Source organism: Undibacterium sp. RuRC25W, assembly GCF_049339825.1.
Taxonomy (GTDB): Bacteria; Pseudomonadota; Gammaproteobacteria; order Burkholderiales; family Burkholderiaceae_D; genus Undibacterium.
In genome coordinates this window covers 33,303-50,554 of sequence record NZ_JBMPPD010000016.1, presented here as the reverse complement: position 1 = coordinate 50,554, position 17,252 = coordinate 33,303, and the positions used below count along the sequence as shown (strand labels likewise).

The 17,252-nt window shown below is 47.5% G+C and carries 14 protein-coding genes and 1 pseudogene; 11 read left to right on the top strand and 4 right to left on the bottom strand.

What is annotated here, in order from left to right; translation table 11 throughout:
• Position 1 precedes the first annotated feature (1 nt).
• Positions 2 to 1,397, top strand: a pseudogene (locus ACO0KV_RS09300) (DUF2130 domain-containing protein).
• A gap of 276 nt (positions 1,398 to 1,673) precedes the next feature.
• Positions 1,674 to 4,676, top strand: a complete 3,003-nt coding sequence (locus ACO0KV_RS09295) for an RNA-directed DNA polymerase (protein ID WP_423042103.1) — start codon at positions 1,674 to 1,676, stop codon at positions 4,674 to 4,676.
• A gap of 664 nt (positions 4,677 to 5,340) precedes the next feature.
• Here the strand turns inward: ACO0KV_RS09295 and ACO0KV_RS09290 are convergent.
• Positions 5,341 to 5,943, bottom strand: a complete 603-nt coding sequence (locus ACO0KV_RS09290) for a histidine phosphatase family protein (protein WP_423042101.1) — start codon at positions 5,941 to 5,943, stop codon at positions 5,341 to 5,343.
• A 197-nt stretch (positions 5,944 to 6,140) separates the two neighbouring features.
• Here ACO0KV_RS09290 and ACO0KV_RS09285 point away from each other — a divergent pair, with 197 nt between their 5' ends.
• The 8 genes from ACO0KV_RS09285 (at position 6,141) to motD (ending at position 14,922) form a co-directional block, all read left to right on the top strand.
• Positions 6,141 to 7,055 (top strand): alpha/beta fold hydrolase, encoded by a 915-nt coding sequence (locus ACO0KV_RS09285; RefSeq protein ID WP_423042099.1) that lies wholly within the window; start codon positions 6,141 to 6,143, stop codon positions 7,053 to 7,055.
• 231 nt (positions 7,056 to 7,286) lie between these two features.
• Positions 7,287 to 8,438 (top strand): flagellar biosynthesis protein FlhB, encoded by a 1,152-nt coding sequence (flhB, locus tag ACO0KV_RS09280; RefSeq protein ID WP_423042097.1) that lies wholly within the window; start codon positions 7,287 to 7,289, stop codon positions 8,436 to 8,438.
• Positions 8,435 to 10,522 (top strand): flagellar biosynthesis protein FlhA, encoded by a 2,088-nt coding sequence (gene flhA / locus ACO0KV_RS09275; protein WP_423042095.1) that lies wholly within the window; start codon positions 8,435 to 8,437, stop codon positions 10,520 to 10,522. The genes flhB and flhA overlap by 4 nt, the downstream gene beginning before the upstream one ends.
• Positions 10,519 to 11,832 carry a flagellar biosynthesis protein FlhF gene (gene flhF / locus ACO0KV_RS09270; protein WP_423042093.1) on the top strand — a complete coding sequence of 438 codons (1,314 nt, stop codon included), beginning with the start codon at positions 10,519 to 10,521 and terminating at the stop codon, positions 11,830 to 11,832. Before flhA ends, flhF begins: the two co-directional genes overlap by 4 nt.
• Complete coding sequence (locus tag ACO0KV_RS09265) at positions 11,825 to 12,667, top strand: MinD/ParA family ATP-binding protein (protein ID WP_423042091.1); 843 nt, start codon at positions 11,825 to 11,827, stop codon at positions 12,665 to 12,667. The genes flhF and ACO0KV_RS09265 overlap by 8 nt, the downstream gene beginning before the upstream one ends.
• Positions 12,668 to 12,672: 5 nt before the next feature.
• Positions 12,673 to 13,404, top strand: a complete 732-nt coding sequence (locus ACO0KV_RS09260) for an RNA polymerase sigma factor FliA (protein ID WP_423042089.1) — start codon at positions 12,673 to 12,675, stop codon at positions 13,402 to 13,404.
• Positions 13,386 to 14,126, top strand: a complete 741-nt coding sequence (locus tag ACO0KV_RS09255; RefSeq protein WP_423042087.1) for a flagellar motor protein — start codon at positions 13,386 to 13,388, stop codon at positions 14,124 to 14,126. Before ACO0KV_RS09260 ends, ACO0KV_RS09255 begins: the two co-directional genes overlap by 19 nt.
• A gap of 10 nt (positions 14,127 to 14,136) precedes the next feature.
• Positions 14,137 to 14,922: a flagellar motor protein MotD gene (gene motD / locus ACO0KV_RS09250; protein WP_423042085.1), complete on the top strand. Its 786-nt coding sequence runs from the start codon at positions 14,137 to 14,139 to the stop codon at positions 14,920 to 14,922.
• Between the two features lie 119 nt (positions 14,923 to 15,041).
• Here motD and ACO0KV_RS09245 read toward each other — a convergent pair whose 3' ends face one another.
• The 3 genes from ACO0KV_RS09245 to flgA all read right to left on the bottom strand — a co-directional run bounded on the left by ACO0KV_RS09245 (position 15,042) and on the right by flgA (position 16,668).
• On the bottom strand, positions 15,042 to 15,509 hold the full coding sequence (locus ACO0KV_RS09245; protein WP_423042083.1) for a flagella synthesis protein FlgN: 468 nt from the start codon (positions 15,507 to 15,509) through the stop codon (positions 15,042 to 15,044).
• Between the two features lie 26 nt (positions 15,510 to 15,535).
• Complete coding sequence (gene flgM, locus ACO0KV_RS09240) at positions 15,536 to 15,853, bottom strand: flagellar biosynthesis anti-sigma factor FlgM (RefSeq protein WP_423042081.1); 318 nt, start codon at positions 15,851 to 15,853, stop codon at positions 15,536 to 15,538.
• 104 nt (positions 15,854 to 15,957) lie between these two features.
• Entirely contained in the window at positions 15,958 to 16,668 is a 711-nt protein-coding gene (gene flgA / locus ACO0KV_RS09235; RefSeq protein ID WP_423042079.1) for a flagellar basal body P-ring formation chaperone FlgA, read from the bottom strand.
• Positions 16,669 to 16,845: 177 nt separating this feature from the next.
• On the opposite strand from flgA, the gene flgB reads away from it, so the two are divergent.
• The gene (flgB, locus tag ACO0KV_RS09230) at positions 16,846 to 17,250 is read left to right on the top strand and encodes a flagellar basal body rod protein FlgB (RefSeq protein WP_423042159.1); all 405 of its coding nucleotides are present in this window, start codon (positions 16,846 to 16,848) and stop codon (positions 17,248 to 17,250) included.
• Positions 17,251 to 17,252: the final 2 nt, after the last annotated feature.

The following is a 17,252-nucleotide window of genomic DNA, read 5'->3' as shown; positions in this document are numbered from 1 at the left end:
CATGAATGAAATTATCTGCCCCCACTGCAACAAAGCCTTCAAGATCGATGAAGCTGGTTACGCCGACATCTTGAGGCAAGTGCGCGACAGTGCGTTTGAGCAGCAACTGCACGACAGGCTTGAATTGGCAGAGAAGGACAAACAAAGTGCTTTAGAGCTGGTCAAGGTACGGTTTGCTGCAGAGTTTCAGCAAGCTGCCATAGCAAAGGATTCAGAGATAGTTGCCTTACAAGCGAAGGTTGTTGCTGCGAATCAAGAGCAACGACTCGCAATAGCTCAAGCGCTCAGCAGTGCAGAAAAAGAGCGCGATGCTCTGGTGCACCAGTTGGAACAAGCTAGGCGCGATAGTGAGGCTGCCACCGCTTTGGCGCAAGCCCAGCGTGCAGCAGGCCAGCGCGGTCAGTGCTGCCGAGATACAAGCGCTGCGCGCTCAATTGAACGTGGCGACAAAAGACCGGGAACTGGCAGTTACCCAAGCTGTGAGTGAGGTCGAAAAGCAGCGGGACGAGTTCAAAAATCGTCTTGAGCAAGCCAAGCTCGAAAAACGCTTGGCAGAACAGTCGCTTAAAGAAAAATATGAACTCCAGATCAAGGAGCGTGAAGAAGCGATTGAACGATTGAAAGACTTCAAGGCTAAGCTTTCCACCAAGATGGTGGGTGAAACGCTCGAGCAGCACTGCGAGACCGAGTTCAATCGCCTCCGCGCCACAGCATTTCCATACGCCTACTTTGAAAAAGACAACGATGCAAGCAGCGGAAGTAAGGGCGATTATATCTTCAAAGATACGGACGAGGCGGGTACAGAGATTGTCTCGATAATGTTTGAGATGAAGAATGAAAGCGATACCACTGCCACAAAGAAAAAAAACGAAGATTTTTTCAAAGAGCTGGACAAAGACCGTACCGAAAAGGGCTGCGAATACGCGGTGCTGGTGTCACTGCTGGAGCCCGAGAGCGAACTGTACAACACAGGCATCATAGATGTATCGCACCGATACCCTAGGATGTACGTAATTCGTCCGCAGTTCTTCATTCAGATCATAACATTGCTACGCAACGCAGCCTTGAACTCCTTCAAATATAAAACCGAATTGACATTGGTAAAGTCACAGAGCATCGATATCACGAACTTTGAAAACCAGCTTGATGACTTCAAGGATGCATTTGGCAAAAATTATGATCTGGCTTCGCGTCGTTTTCAAACAGCCATCGACGAAATCGACAAATCGATAGACCATTTTCAAAAAACTAAAGATGCCCTGCTCGGTGCAGACCGCAATTTGCGACTAGCCAACGACAAAGCGCAGGATGTCACCATAAAAAAACTTACTCGTGGGAACCCAACTATGGCCTCTAAGTTCGCTGAGCTCAAACAAGTCGATCAAGGCGCGGAATAACCTCATGAACAAACGAAAAATCCGTTCGACCAGTTCCAAACGAGGTGACATCGCCTTTATTTGCAATCGAGCTCTGGGCTGCGTCACTGGGTCCAATGGACCTTGAGAGTTAACTAGGCTTTAGTGTGAGGTCGTGTTAGGTGGAACTTTTTTCGGCAGGTCAGATAATCCAAGTTTTGGGTGATTGACCTGTCGCACCAAGGACTACAAGAAGTAGATAAAGACAGGGTCTAGGTCACTCAAAGTGGCCTATGTGGACCTCAGTAAAGGATAAAAATGTCAGTGTCACATTCGGAAATGTTCAGCCTAGGAAGTTTGTATGTTGCATATAGGAAGGCTAAATCAGAGGCTTTTTATGAAAATACCCACTTTCATGCCCTAGCATTTACAAGGTATGAACAGGATTTAGATGTAAATCTCCGTAGACTCCGATCACGCTTGCTGGAACCATCAGCTACTTGGTCGACAGATTCGAATTTTATCGGTGATCACGCTTATTTGCCAAAGTCGATTGATTGCAGTGCATGGGACTTGAGTAATGATGGTCACTTCCGGGCGTTGGATCCAAGAGAAGACTGGCAATACCGCTTCGATGAGTCGGAAGAACCAGCCCTCGCAGCACTTCGTTTGGTAATTCGGCCTACAGTCGATTTCCAAATTGTATCGGCATTGTGGATATTGTTCGTTGGACATCTTTTTGACGCGGCATTGGATAGAGAAACCTCTTTTGGAAATCGGCTTAGAAGATCAAGCAGTGGTCTTCCCGACGAAAGAATTAATGCTCCAGGTGTGAATTTTTCGACGCCTGGACTGTTTGTTCCGTACTTCTCTGCTTATCGAGATTGGCGAGAACGGGGGTTATCATCCATGAATCGTGCACTTGATGCTGGAAGTAGTATTCTTGCCATCACGATGGATATCGAGAAGTTCTATCACCGTGTTTCGCCGAAGTTTCTGCTGAGAAAGGCTTTCTTGGAATCTATCGGGTTGACACTTACATCTGCAGAGAAGCGATTCACGAAACGATTGCTTTGCGCAATTGACACTTGGTATCAAAGCACTCCGGACCACGCCCATCGCCCAGATGGCGCAACTCCAGTGGGCCTTTCGGCTTCGAAGATCATAGCTAATGTACTGCTCTCTGAGTTTGATCGTACAGTTGTTACCAACCTTGAACCCATGTACTACGGTCGTTATGTTGATGACATTTTCTTGGTTTTGGATTCGAAGGGACGAGATCATGGCGCTCAGCCCGTAACTGCTCGCATTGCAGAAGCATTAAATCCACTCGTATCAGTTAGAAGGACTGCTGGGTCTCCGGATTCTTTAGTCATTAATCTGCCATATGCCAAGGACTCGGAGCTTGTTTTTGCTGGCCCGAAACAGAAGATTTTTGCGCTCTCGTCCGCACACGGCTCCGACCTTGTTCATCACATCAGAGATCAAATCCGGCAGCAGTCAAGTGAGTACAGACTACTGCCATTTGTGCCCGAGTCGGGAATTGCAATGGCATCTCGAGCTCTTCTTGCAACTCCAAATGCTGCGTTGCAGGCAGATGCGCTCAGAAAAGCCGATGTGGTTTCGGTTAGAAGACTAGGGTTCTCTCTTCTACTTAGCGACATTGAAACTTATGCGGCAGATTTGGCGCCTAATTCATGGCAATCGCTGCGCGAGGAGTTTTATGGTCTAGTCAGTCGTCATGTGGTGACGCCAGTAGGGTTCTTTGACTACTTCGGCTATATCCCACGCGTTTTTGGCTTAATGCTTAGCTGCGGGGACATTCAGAGAGCCAAACGGCTAGTTCTTGATCTAGTCGAGATTTCAATTCTTCTTCGATCAACAACCTCGCTTGGTCAATTTGATCAGGAGGCCGGATTCCAACTTTGTCTTGAACAATACGCACACGCTTTGTTGCAGGCTGGACTTCAGGCTGGGACTCTCCGGTCGGCGGAATTGAGTGGTGGCTACCTGAGTGTTCTTCGTAAGATTAAAAAGCTGAGCAGCCATGTCAGGGTTCCAGCCTCTGTTAGATCACTCGAAACTTTGGTGAATCAAGTGCTGCTCTCCGATTGGGGGCGCCGACCATACAAAGAACACTGGTTCCAATATCAGCAGGTTGATGAGAAAGGCCCGAAAGTTCCTCGCGAAATGGAAGTGCGACGGCAACTGCGACTTGGCGCAATACGACGTTTCCGGCAAGATGCTACTGATCTGAAAGTTCCTCATTGGCCTGCATTGGCATTTCCTACTCGCCCGCTTCGCATTGACGAGATTGGCCTCGTGGCGCCAGCAGTCCTATCAGACTCAGCACTCTTTAAGAGTGTCATCCGATTCATTCGAGGTGCCGAGGTGGTCACTGCCGGACCAATCGGGTATTCGCCAAATGATGAAGACTCTCCGACGATACGCTTTATTGCCCCAGGGCGACCGAGGGAACGTATTAGGGTTGCTTTGACAAGTCTGGAGACTTCAGAGGATCAATGGGCTGCGGCAGCATGCGGAATTCAGGATAGGTCCGTAAGCCGATATGTTGCCTTTAATGGATTGATTAATCGAATACTGAAGGAGCAGAAGCGACCAGATTATATTGTGATGCCGGAGTTAAGTATTCCACTGCGATGGGCACTTCGTGCTGCTAGGAAGCTCGCAGCCAACGGTGTATCTATGCTGGCTGGTGTCGAATATCACCGTGATCGGACTAACAAAAAGCTGAGGAACGATAGCTTGGTGTCATTGACGACTGACTGGCCAGGGTATGCAAGCAGCGTGGTAGTTTTGCAGTCAAAGTTCGAGCCCGCGCACGCAGAGAAGCAGGGACTTAAAAAGTTAAAGGCAGGGGAACTCTACAGGCCCACCGGCGCGAAAGCCAAACCGACACTGTACTGTCACCGAGACTTCTATTTTTCGGTACTCATTTGCAGTGATCTTACAAACATTTTGCATCGTAATTCACTTCGAGGTGAGATAGACACGTTGTTTGCTCTAGAGTGGAATCCGGACACAAAAACTTTTTCTTCTCTTGTTGAGTCTAGTGCCAACGATTTGCATGCTTTCGTCGTTCAGGCTAATAATCGTAAGTTTGGCGATAGTCGGATCAGGGCACCTGCGGTTCAAGACTATGCTCGAGATGTCGTACAAGTCAAAGGAGGGGTGAGCGACTACTATGTGATAGGAGAGATCGATTACCAGCAACTTCGATCTGAACAACGCCGAAATGGTACAAAAAGGCAATTCAAACCGGTGCCAATTGGTTATACGATGTCGAAGCAAAGGAAATAGTTGCGAAACCTCAACGTAGATTTTCGCGATGCGGGCAAGCTATCCTAACCTAAAAAGATGAACCTTATTCGTCGCAAAATGTATGAGCGCTAGTCAAGAAATGAACACTCCAGCTAAAAGGTTTGATTAACGGTAAATTACCAAATAGTTATGACGCCACCTCTGGTGAGAGAAAATACTTATTGAATTTGTAATAAAACTTGAGTTAACTGCAACTATTGGTTGGAACTCAAAAGGTCGCGTGTGATTGGTGACTTTGGAAATCAGAAGTACCTGTGATTTATATCAGTTGAGTGGATTTTCGAGTAGGCAAGACTACTCCTCAATGCCTAAGTTGCAAATTAATGTATTTATCCGATTTGGTGTTGCAATTTAATAACAAATTGAGATGTTTTAATTTTTGTTGGTACATTTGTTGGTATTTTATTTTGAGAAATATTTTTTATCTATAAAAATCAAATGGTTAAGTTTAATTTGTGATTCCGGCCTCGGCACCATATCGACATCAGACGTAACGCAGAAAACCCTGCAAAGCTAGAGAAATCAAGGCTTTGCAGGGTTTTTTGTTTTTCACTCCCATTTTGCATAAAAAAGCCCGTGTTCAAAACCGAGCTTATATAGTGCTCATCGCGCACTGAAAACTATCAAAAAAACAATCTGCTCGTTATTTCGGACAAGAATCGGGTAAATTGTTTAATTCTTGCTTATCTAGGCGGAAGCTGGCAACACGTTTGCCTTGTTCATTGATTTTAATTGTCACGATATAAATGCTGTCGAAGTCATTGCCATCCCAATACGGAACACTTGTTGGGTCGCCATCATTGGTTGTCAACATTTTACGCGCTGCCTCTTCTGCTAGGCGATGTTCCCAAGCGATGAAGATGGTGGCATTTGCGTAGTCAGGCGTGATCACGGCTTTCAGAAGTTCAGTAATGTCATCTAACCCGAATTGCGTGTTAATCGGAAGTTGTAGAGAGATGGCAGTCGGTTCTATGGTTGCCAGCGGGCGAATGTAATTGTAGAGCGTGCCACGATCGTTCTTTTGAATGCCTGGGTTGGGAGCAAAAATCGCTGCAGGTGTCCCGAATTTTTGCTGCAGTACCCGAGGTAAAGCGAGAGAGCGGTTCAGACCCTGGCAGTTGAGTTGACCAAGACCTGCAGCTGGTTTTTCTCCGTGGCGCAGCATGACGATAGTTTCATCGGCGAAGCTTGCTTGACTGCCGAAGAGCGTAAGCAACAAGGTTGCCAAGATGGGTAATTTTTTCATTGCATCTCCTGCGTGTTTTGGTCATGTCCTATCCTTAAATTATACCTCGCGCTTGCTTGCTTGTTTGTGCTTGATGGATAGCGCTGCTTAGAGGGCTTCCTAGATGGGCGGGCGTGCTGCGATGAGGTCAGACTAGAACTGTAACTCTACGAAAGAACCAAATTCTCGGGTTACTATCATGAGAAATTCTTCTATCCATGTCACGTCGTTTCATTTATTTGTCGAAAAATTTATCCAATATGAATACTGCTGCGCAAGAACCTGACCGTATTGAAATCAACTGTGCCGACGGCGTATCGCTTGTGGCTCATTTTTTTCGTCGCAGTGTCGAGAGTACTGAGTTGCCGGTGCTGATTTGTCCGGCGACCGGCGTTAAGCAGCATTTTTATTTTCGATTTGCATCGTGGCTCAGCGAGCAGGGGCATGATGTGTTGGTGTTTGATTATCGTGGAATTGGCTTATCCCTGAGAGGAGAGTTAAAGCGGTCACAGGCCAGTTTGGAGGATTGGGGGTGCCAGGACCAAGTTGCGGCGCTTGAATGCTTACTGGCGCGTACAGCGAGCGAGCAAGTAGTATTGCTAGGGCATAGCGCAGGCGGACAGATGATGGGATTGATGCCTAACCACGCGAAAATCGCGCGTGTTGTTGGTGTGTCGGTATCGACGGGTTGGTTTTCTCGTATGCGCTGGGCGTTTTCTATCAAAGCCCGCTTTGGTTTAAGGTTGTTTGTCCCAATTGGAATCAAATTACTTGGTTATGGTCCGACCGCTGTCATCGGATTGGGTGAAAATCTGCCCTCGCGTGTCGCTCTGCAGTGGGGCGAGTGGTGTGCTGCAGGAGGCTATGCGACTAACGCGATACGTGGTCGCAGTGAAATGGATTTTCATCGGGATGTTGGCATGCCTATTATTGCCTTCTATGCCGAAGACGATGACATTGCGAATGCGAAAACGGTTGATAATCTGATGTCGACTTTCCCAAGTGCAGAAAAACAGGTTCACTGTGTGCGTCCAGCCCAGTTTGGTCTGAAATCGCTCGGACATATCGATTGGTTTCGCCGTTCTCATCAGGCGGTATGGCCTCTGCTTGTACAAGCGATTAAGTCAGCGTAATTTATTCATTGCAGGTTCTTCGTCGCTGGGCGGTGTTTTTTTGTGGTCTGATCAGGACGATCTGCATCAATTTTGCCGCCATTTTCCCTCTGAAATGGCTCAGTGATTGAATAAACGGGTATTTACTCCCTTATTCGTCGCATCTAACTCTCTTCTGATATTCAATAATCACACCTGTATCTTTGCGTAAATAAAGCAATTATTGCTTTATGGAAATGACAGGAGTTGGCAATGGCCGAAGAAAGCGATCTCGAAAAAACAGAACCGGCCTCGTCGAAGCGCCTCGAGCAGGCGCGCGAAGAAGGGGATGTGCCGCGTTCTCGTGAGCTTTCTACATGTGCCATTTTGTTCGCTGCAGGGGGTGCTTTTTGGGCGATGGGTGGCGGTATGGTGAATCAGTTGCAGCAAAATCTGATTTCTGGACTGAGTTTTGAGCGTGAGGCAGCGTTTGATTTTAATCTTTTGATTATGCAAGTCGCGACGCACTTATTGAGTGTTGTCATTGCATTTGCCCCTATTGCCGCAGTTTTAGTGATCGTGGCACTCGGCTCGCCGGTGTTGATCGGTGGTTGGTTATTCAGTGCTAAAGCCTTGCAGCCAAACTTTGGGCGGCTTAATCCTATTTCTGGATTGGGGAATATGATCTCCGTGCGCGCTTTAGTCGAGTTGTTAAAAGCGATTGTTAAAACGATTCTCGTCGGCGCGGTTGCATGGATGGTGATTTCTCATCAAAAAGAAGCTATTTTTGGTTTGGCTCTTGAGGACCTTGCCAATGGTATTCCACATGTAGGCCGGATGCTGCTGATAAGTTTTATCTCTATCGTTGGGGCGCTAGTTGCTATTGCAGCGGTGGATGCGCCTTACCAAATGTGGCAATACGCCAATAAACTCAAGATGACACGTCAGGAAGTCATTCAAGAATCAAAAGAAGCGAACGGTAATCCGCAAATTAAAGCCAAGATTCGTCAGCAACAACGTGAAATGGCGCGGCGTCGGATGATGGCAGAGATTCCGACTGCGGACGTTGTCGTCACTAATCCGACGCACTTTGCTGTGGCCTTGAAATACACGGAAGGGGGCAACCGAGCGCCTAAAGTTGTGGCGAAAGGTGCGGATGAAGTGGCAGCGAAAATTCGTGAACTGGCGAAAGAAAACAATGTGCCTCTATTGGAGGCGCCACCACTGGCACGTGCGTTATACAAGCACACTGATCTGGGTGATGAGATTCCAGAAGCATTATATGGCGCAGTAGCGGAAGTTCTGGCTTATGTTTATCAATTGCGTACTTTCCGTAGTAGCGGTGGTGTCAGACCAGAGGTGCCGCGCGAACTCAACGTGCCAGAAGAATTAGATCCAAATAATCAAATAGGAGTTATCGAATGAACAGCCTGAAGCTACCACTTTGGTTAAACGGGCTCAATGGTCGGGCATTGGCAGCACCATTGCTGATCATTTTGATGTTGTCCATGATGATTTTGCCTTTGCCGGCGTTTGCTCTGGATATCTTTTTCAGTTTCAATATTGCGATTGCTGTGATTGTTTTGCTGACCAGTTTATATACCGTAAAGCCATTAGATTTTATGGTTTTTCCGACTGTGTTATTGGTAAGTACCATGCTGCGTTTGTCCTTGAACGTGGCGTCAACGCGGATTGTTTTGACCGAAGGGCATACCGGTCCTGATGCAGCAGGTAAAGTGATTGAGGCATTTGGACATTTTCTGATTGGTGGCAATTATGCCGTCGGTATTGTCGTTTTTGTGATTTTGACGATCATCAACTTTACTGTTGTGACGAAAGGTGCTGGACGTATTGCTGAGGTTGGTGCGCGGTTTGCGTTGGATGCAATGCCAGGTAAGCAAATGGCGATTGATGCTGATTTGAATGCAGGTTTGATTGTAGAACAAGAGGCGCGTCGTCGCCGTACAGAAGTCGCCCAAGAAGCAGAATTTTATGGCGCGATGGATGGTGCAAGTAAATATGTTCGTGGTGACGCGGTTGCCGGCATTATGGTGACGGTGATTAACGTTGTTGGTGGACTTGTCGTCGGTATGGTGCAGCATGATCTGGACTTTGCAGATGCACTGAAAAATTACACCTTGTTGGCGATCGGTGACGGTCTTGTGGCGCAGATTCCATCATTGATTATTTCTACCGCAGCCGGCGTTGTCGTATCCCGCGTTGCCAGTGATCAGGATATCAGTGGACAGTTGATTGGTCAGTTGTTTGCCAAACCGCAAGTGATGTTTATCACCGCAGCAATTATTGGTGGTATGGGTATTATTCCTGGTATGCCGCACATTGCATTCGTTCTTTTGGCTTCCGCCTTGGGTGGTGCGGGTTACATGGTGCGCAAACGTATTGAGGTTGCAGCGCAAGAACCAGTCAAACAAGACGCGCCACCGCCACCAGCGGCAGAAATGGAGGAGGCTACCTGGCAAGACGTTTTGCCTGTTGATACTTTGGGTCTCGAAGTTGGCTATCGTCTGATTCCGCTTGTTGATAAGTCGCAGGGTGGAGAGTTGTTGCGCCGTATCAAAGGTGTTCGCAAAAAATTTGCACAAGAGGTTGGTTTCTTGTCGCCACCAGTACATATCCGCGACAACCTTGAGCTTAAACCGTCCGCATATAGGATCGCGCTGAAGGGCGTGGAGGTGGGTGCTGGTGAGGCGATGAATGGGCAGTTCCTTGCGATTAACCCTGGTATGGTTGCAGGTCCTTTACCTGGTCCAGCAACGACGGATCCCGCTTTTGGTTTGCCTGCAGTGTGGATTGATGCAAGCATGAAAGAGCACGCGCAAACAATGGGTTATACCGTTGTGGATGCTAGTACCGTCATTGCTACACATTTGAATCATGTCATTACTACAAATGCGGCTGACTTGCTTGGACGTCAGGAAGTTCAGGCATTGCTTGATCATCTGGCTAAGGAAATGCCAAAAATGGTGGAAGACCTTATTCCTAAATTGTTGCCATTGTCGACACTGCAAAAAGTCTTACAAAATCTGCTTGTGGAAGGCGTTCATATCCGAGATATGCGCTCGATTATTGAGGCGTTGTCTGAGCATGCAATGCATACCCAGGATGCAAATGAGTTGACTGCTCGTGTACGAGTCGTATTGGGACGAGCCATCGTACAACAAATTTTCCCGGGCACAAATGAATTGACAGTAATGACATTGGATAGTCGCCTTGAGCGTTTGTTGATGCAGGCCTTGAATACTGGCGGGGCTGATGGCGCAGGTATCGAGCCCGGACTCGCTGATACGTTGTCGAGCCAGGCCGATATCGCGGCTAAACATCAAGAGCAAATGGGCGTTACGCCAGTTTTACTTGTGCCAGCACCATTACGGGCATTGTTGTCCAGATTCCTGCGCCGCACTTTGCCACAATTGAAAGTGTTATCGCATGCGGAATTACCAGAAACGAAAACGATTAAAGTCACCAGTCTTGTTGGAGGTCAGTCATGAACGTTAGAAAATTTACTGCCAAAACGTCGCGCGAAGCGCTACGCATGCTGAGAGAGGCTTTAGGTGCGGATGCTGTTATTTTGTCGAACCGCAATGTCGATGGTAACGTTGAGATTCTCGCCATGGAAGGAGATGTGGCAAGTGCCATTCCACCATCGACGATGCCTAAACATAACCCGCAGATCGTACCTGAAGCGGCTGTTATCACGCCACCTTTTCGAGCTGAAAGTAAAGTATTTTCTCCAGCGGGATTTCAGGCGCCTCAAGATCGCTCTAGCTTTGAATCTTCAGGATTCGCGCAGCCTCGGTCTGCGCCAGACTTCGTCCGCACAAGCGAAATGACTGACGTCATGAGTGAAATTCGCTCAATGCGCAGTATGCTTGAATCGCAATTGGCGGAATTGTCGTGGACGAACACGCAGCAACGTCAGCCACAAAAAGCTGAAGTGTTAAGAGAAATGCTGGCTACAGGGTTGAGTGCCAGTTTGTCACGTTTTATGGTTGCAAAAATGCCGGATAATGATAACGTTCAAAACGGTATCGAATGGATTAAATCTATTCTCGCTCGCAACCTGTCGGCGATCGACAATGAGAGTGAAATTTTGGAAAAAGGCGGTGTGTACGCATTGGTGGGGCCTACTGGTGTTGGTAAGACAACGACGACAGCAAAACTGGCGGCGCGCTGCGTAATGCGTCACGGACCATCGAAGTTGGCCTTGATCACGACGGATGGATATCGTATTGGCGGTTATGAACAATTACGTATTTACGGAAAAATCCTTGGTGTTATGGTGCACGCGGTCAAAGATGAGAGCGATTTGCGTATTGCTTTGTCCGAACTCAAAAATAAACACACCGTATTGATTGATACTGTCGGTGTGAGTCAGCGCGATAAAATGGTCACCGATCAGGTGGCGATGCTTTCCGGTGCTGATACAGGTGTTAAGCGTTTATTATGTCTAAACGCAACGTCGACGGGTGAAACACTCAGTGAGGTTGTGCGCGCTTATCAGGGTAGTGGTTTAGCTGGCTGTATCCTGACTAAATTGGATGAGGCAGCGACGATCGGTGGTGCCCTTGATATTGCAATTCGTCAAAAACTGACTTTATATTATGTCGCTAGCGGTCAGCGCGTTCCGGAAGATTTGCATGTGGCTAATAAGCAGTATTTGATTGATCGCGCCTTTAAATTGAAGCGTGAAACCGCTGCATTTAAGTATCTTGATGATGAATTGCCGCTCTTAATGTCGGCTGCTGTGGGCAATGGTAGTGCAGCATCATCCGCTGCGAGAGAGGTGTCCTTTGGCTAATGTCGATCAAGCAGAAGGACTGCGCCGCATGTTGGCGGTGCCAAAGCCACGTGTATTCACATTTTTGTCAGCACTTAAAGATGAAGAAAAAAGTGCAATGTTAGTCAATCTTGGTGTTTCTCTGGCGCGCCAAGGTCAGAAGATTACGATGTTGGATGCCAGATCCGCCCCGAGCAGTATTGGTACGTGGTTAAGTGCGCAAAATGACATCAGCTTATTGGATGTCGCGAGACAACAGCGTACAATGCAAGAGGCCATTAAAATAGTGGCTTCTGGCTTATCAGTGACGATGTTGTCACGAAAAGCAAGTATGGTGTCGGAGTTGTCGCCTGAAACGGCAAGACAGTTATCGAAGGTGTTTGATATCGTTGCTCAGCGGGCCGATTTGGTCGTGGTGGACGTTAATCTTAATGACGATAATGGGTTTCCGCTTTCAGCGCTAGATCATAGCGAGGTAGTAATACAAGTATCGGCAGATCCGGCAGCAATTAAAAATGCTTACGGCTTGATTAAGCGAATGAGTGGCAGACTTGGTCGGCGTTCTTTTAGTATCTTGGTTTCTGGTGTGTCCGAGAAGGAAGCAACATTGATCTATACAAATATGGCGCAGGCTGCCAGTCGCTATCTGGCTGTACCTTTGAACTATATTGGATATGTACCGGAAGACGATCACGTCAGAAAAGCCGCCAGTCTGGGGCAGTCGGTGATTGATGCTTTTCCAAAAGCACGTGCTTCAGTAGCTTTTTCTCGTTTGGCGACGCAGTTGGTTGAATCAGCGCGTTCTGTGATGTCTTTTGAGGGTGTGCCTGAGCTTGGTGTTGGTCTCGGAATTTAATTACTATGTACACCGCTAGCGGAAAATCAGATAAAAATTTTCTCCTGAGGGAGCATGCGCCATTGGTCAAGCGTCTGGCTTACCAGTTGAAAGCACGCCTGCCTCCTAGCGTTGAGGTGGATGACCTTGTGCAAGCAGGCATGATCGGCCTGCTCGACGCTGTTAATCGTTACGAAGATACGCATGGCGCACAATTTGAAACCTATGCTGTGCAGCGTATTCGTGGTGCCATGCTTGACGAATTGCGTAACACTGACTGGTTGCCTAGGGGTGTTCGCCAGAATATGCGCAAAATTGAGTCAGCAATGAATGTGCTGCAGCAAAAATTAGGCAGACCGCCAACGGAAACCGAGGTGGCCAAGTCTCTCAAGCTCAGTCTTGGTGAGTATCAGGATATCCTCGGCGACAACGGCGGTCATCAGTTGGTCTACTACGAAGATTTCCATGACTCGGATACCAAGGAGCATTTTTTAGATCACTATTGTTCGGACAGTTCTGGCGATCCTTTGCAGGACCTGCTCAATGATGATTTTCGTGACGCCGTAATTGGTGCTATCGACAGCTTGCCCGAGAGAGAAAAGTTACTCATGGGCCTCTATTACGAACAAGAGCTTAATCTCAAAGAAATCGGTGCTGTCATGGGGGTATCTGAGTCGCGTGTTTCTCAGTTGCATAGCCAAGCGGTAGCTAGGCTCAGGGTATATTTAAGGGAGAAGGCGTGGACTGGGCTAGCGTAGCGGGTTTATTACTGGTCGTCATCGGTATCGGTGCAGGTCAGCTTATGGAGGGCGGGCGCCTCAGTTCATTGCTTCAACCAGCTGCTTTTGTGATTGTCGTTATTGGCACTCTCGGCGCTGTCCTACTGCAAAGCCGCATGAGCACTTTCCGACGAGGCATCAATATGCTCCGTTGGATTATTTCTGAACCGCCTGACAATAGTCGAAAAAATGTCCAAGATGCGCTGGTTTGGAGTGTTGTTGCGCGTAGAGAGGGCTTCTTAAGTCTCGAACGTTATATGGATGCTGCCCGCGATCCTTTCATTAGCAAAGGTTTACGATTGGTTATCGATGGTGTTGATCCTGTTCGTCTCAAAGACATCCTTGATGTGGATATTTCTTTGTTTGAGATGGAGCAACGCCAAGCCGCAAAAATCTGGGAGTCTGCCGGCGGCTACTCTCCTACCATCGGTATTTTGGGTGCTGTATTGGGATTGATTCATGTGATGGAAAATCTTTCCGATCCTGCAAAGCTTGGTGGGGGGATTGCTGTTGCTTTCGTTGCCACTATTTATGGCGTGGGATTAGCAAATTTACTCTTTTTGCCCGTCAGTAATAAATTAAAAGAGATCATCGCTAAGGAAGTTGTTCGTCGGGAAATGCTTTCCGATATCTTTTATAGTATTGCGTTAGGTGATAGTCCTCGTGTTGTTGAGGAACGCGTTGCAAATCACAAAGGCTAGGTGATTGACGATGGCACGAAGAAAATATCACGAAGAACCTGATAATCATGAGCGTTGGCTGGTTTCTTACGCTGATTTCATTACCTTGTTGTTTGCGTTTTTTGTCGTGATGTACGCTATTTCTTCGCTTAACGAGGGAAAATATCGTGTTCTATCGAACTCTTTGACCGGTGCTTTCAGTAATGCAAAGCCTATTTCTCCTGCGCTGACCACTGCTGCGACAGAAGATGTCGTTAAGCTCGCACCACTGCCGTTGGTCAAGCAACGCGCGAGCGAAGGATTGCGTAAAGAGCGGGCAAAAATGACCGAAGTTGCCAAAGATATTATGGCAGTGCTTGAGCCTTTGGTTCGGGAGGGTAAGGTCCGCGTGACACAAACGAGTCGCGGGGTCACCATTGAGATTAATGCCAGTCTGCTTTTTCCAACGGGGGAGGCAAAACTTAGCCCAGACTCTATCCAGGCTTTGACTGCAATAGCTTCTGTATTGAAAATAGATACTCATGCAATTCAGGTTGAAGGCTACACCGATAACATTCCCATTAAGAATTCCATTTTTCCGTCAAACTGGGAGTTGTCCGCAGGGCGCGCGAGCACCGTTGCGCGTTTGTTGACGGAAAATGGTGTTGATGAAAACCGAGTAACTGCCGTAGGTCAAGGCTCCAAACAGCCTGTTGATTCAAATGAGACTCCTGAAGGTCGCGCACGGAATCGTCGAGTTTCCGTGACCGTACTCGCTGTATTGCCTGAGCCGGTTATTGATGTACCAGTAGGGGCGGATAAACAGACTGCCAACTGAAATTCGGCTGCTTGATGGATTGGATAATATATTTGTCAATGAGCCAACGTTTGGCTGAAAATAAAAAAGACCCAAAGCTGTTATCGAGGATCTTTTCTATGTTTACGGAATGGATTTCCTTAGCGGGGAACCATTCCTTTCATTGATCCGGTGTTGACGGTTGCCTGTCCTGTGGGGCCGTAGAGTGAGCCCGTGCTGCCTCCCCGACCTAAGACATTCAGTGCTGTTTGATTTTGACTAAGGCGACGGTTGATCAGTAACCCATTTGTTCGGTTATCTTCTTTTGCTTGTTCAGAGATAGAAAGTAATTTTTCCCAGAGCATCGCGCAGTATTCGGTATCGTCAGTGCTTTGCGTGAAATAATCTTTCATGCCTTCCGGCTTGCCATTGAAGCCTAACGCTGTCATTTTAGTTGTACGGACTTTCTCAAGCTCTGCAATTTTTCGCAGTAATACAGTTTTGCCGGATGTCGTCTCGCTAAGCGCATCCATGTCACCGTCCGCGAGAGCTGACTGTTCTGATTTAAGCAAGCTGGCAAGCTCGCTCATTGCAGCAACTTCTGCGGTCAGGCATTGTTGGATGGACATAGTGTGCGCGATTTCTTGAAACATTATTAACGTTTTCTGGAGTTGATCAAATCTTTTACAGACTCAAGCAGGCCATCAGCGACTTTTTCAGAATTGACCTGAAAACGACCTTCGGAAATAGCCAGTTTAATTTCCTCGACCTTTTTTGTTGCAAATACTGAGCTGCTAGCCTGCGTGCTCTGCAACGCCTGAAGTTGCGTTGACAGTGGCGAAAGTTGGACGGTTGTACTTGGTGCTGCCGGCGTGGCCACAGGCGCTTCTTGCGCCGTGTCAGTACGCGCTTGCTGGGGACTATTTAATGCTGGTGCCGCAGCAGTTTTATTTAGTGTGTCATCAATTTTCACAGCGATACCCTCGATAGTGGGAATTATCTACTTCTTCAATCCAGTTATCGGCTCGGTATTTTTAAACTTTAATTATGCCAGCAAAAAAACTGCATTATTGCAATTTAATTACTGATTTCTATGATTCCACCAGCTTTTGCAATTCCACTCAGAGTAACACCATTCGCCGTCCTCGCCTTTGCTATTTGGCCTTCGGATGCATTGTTCATTGCCTGTGCATCTGTTGTTACCTGAAAGCCATTGCCCATACTGATGACGCGAACTGATTGGCCTTGCTGAACAACGGCGGGGCTTTTGAGTGCATCCGTACGAAGGAGAGTGCCTGACGATACAGAGTTTTGAATTGCCTTGCCAATCGCCTGATCAGGGTTGCTAATGAAGCCAACCGGGAGATTGGAAATTTCACCTTTGATTTTACTCAAGTCATCAATGGCTATCACTTGTCCTTTGGTCAGTGAATGTGCTGCCACATAATATTCAGCCGTGATTTGAACGTTTGCCCTTAAATAAATGGTCCACGAGGTGGGAGCTGTGCACTTGACACCGAGGGTCGTTTTTCCCCATGCCTTACTACCTGTGGGTAAGAACGGAACCAATGCCTGACATGGTGCCAGTATCAGTCGGTTATCGATGGCATTGACGGTAATTTCAACGTCGCCTGGCTGCGCAATGGATGTTTGCCGTAAAAACTCGGTAGCTACCTGCTTGATTTTATCGTGATCTTGGGCGGTGACGCCAATGTCTGCCGCCATTGCACATCCTGCGATCGCCAAAGATCCTATGGCGGCAAACGTGGATTGAGCAACATGGTTCATTTTTGACTTTCAGCATGACAACGAATCGATGGCTGTATTTTATGTCGCCCAGTTTTGTTTGATTGTGCAAATAAGAGGGGTTTCTTGCCTTTGCTTATCGGATTGAATGGGGGGGATGTCGCCTAAGATGTAATGAACAGAGAAGTTTCAATTGAATAAATCGGTCGTGGAGGTGTGATTGTGAGTAAGCTTGATGATCTCATGCGGTTTCAGCAGACGGCATTGTCAGTGCGCGGGCAACGGCAGCAATTGCTTGCATCAAATATTGCTAATGCGGATACGCCCAACTACAAAGCGCGCGATATTGATTTTACGGCGGTCCTTGCCAATAAATTACAGCTCAATTCAAGTCAGTCAGCGACACCGCTGGCAAAAACAGCAAATCAGCATATGGATCCCTCTGGTTCTGTAGATGGTATTGCTCCGATGTATCGAACCATGGTGCAGGGAAACGTGGATGGTAATACCGTTGATATGGACGTTGAGCGTAATGCCTTTGCGGACAACGGTGTGCGGTATGAAGCGGGTTTGACAATGATTAACATGCAAATTCGCAACATGCTCGCGGCAATACAGGGCTAATG

Bases quoted from the DNA above. Each gene is read 5' to 3' on its own strand.
- ACO0KV_RS09295 (WP_423042103.1), top strand. From the start codon at position 1,674: ATGTCAGTGTCACATTCGGAAATGTTCAGCCTAGGAAGTTTGTATGTT.
- ACO0KV_RS09290 (WP_423042101.1), bottom strand. From the start codon at position 5,943: ATGAAAAAATTACCCATCTTGGCAACCTTGTTGCTTACGCTCTTCGGC.
- ACO0KV_RS09285 (WP_423042099.1), top strand. From the start codon at position 6,141: ATGTCACGTCGTTTCATTTATTTGTCGAAAAATTTATCCAATATGAAT.
- flhB (WP_423042097.1), top strand. From the start codon at position 7,287: ATGGCCGAAGAAAGCGATCTCGAAAAAACAGAACCGGCCTCGTCGAAG.
- flhA (WP_423042095.1), top strand. From the start codon at position 8,435: ATGAACAGCCTGAAGCTACCACTTTGGTTAAACGGGCTCAATGGTCGG.
- flhF (WP_423042093.1), top strand. From the start codon at position 10,519: ATGAACGTTAGAAAATTTACTGCCAAAACGTCGCGCGAAGCGCTACGC.
- ACO0KV_RS09260 (WP_423042089.1), top strand. From the start codon at position 12,673: ATGTACACCGCTAGCGGAAAATCAGATAAAAATTTTCTCCTGAGGGAG.
- motD (WP_423042085.1), top strand. From the start codon at position 14,137: ATGGCACGAAGAAAATATCACGAAGAACCTGATAATCATGAGCGTTGG.
- ACO0KV_RS09245 (WP_423042083.1), bottom strand. From the start codon at position 15,509: ATGTCCATCCAACAATGCCTGACCGCAGAAGTTGCTGCAATGAGCGAG.
- flgA (WP_423042079.1), bottom strand. From the start codon at position 16,668: ATGAACCATGTTGCTCAATCCACGTTTGCCGCCATAGGATCTTTGGCG.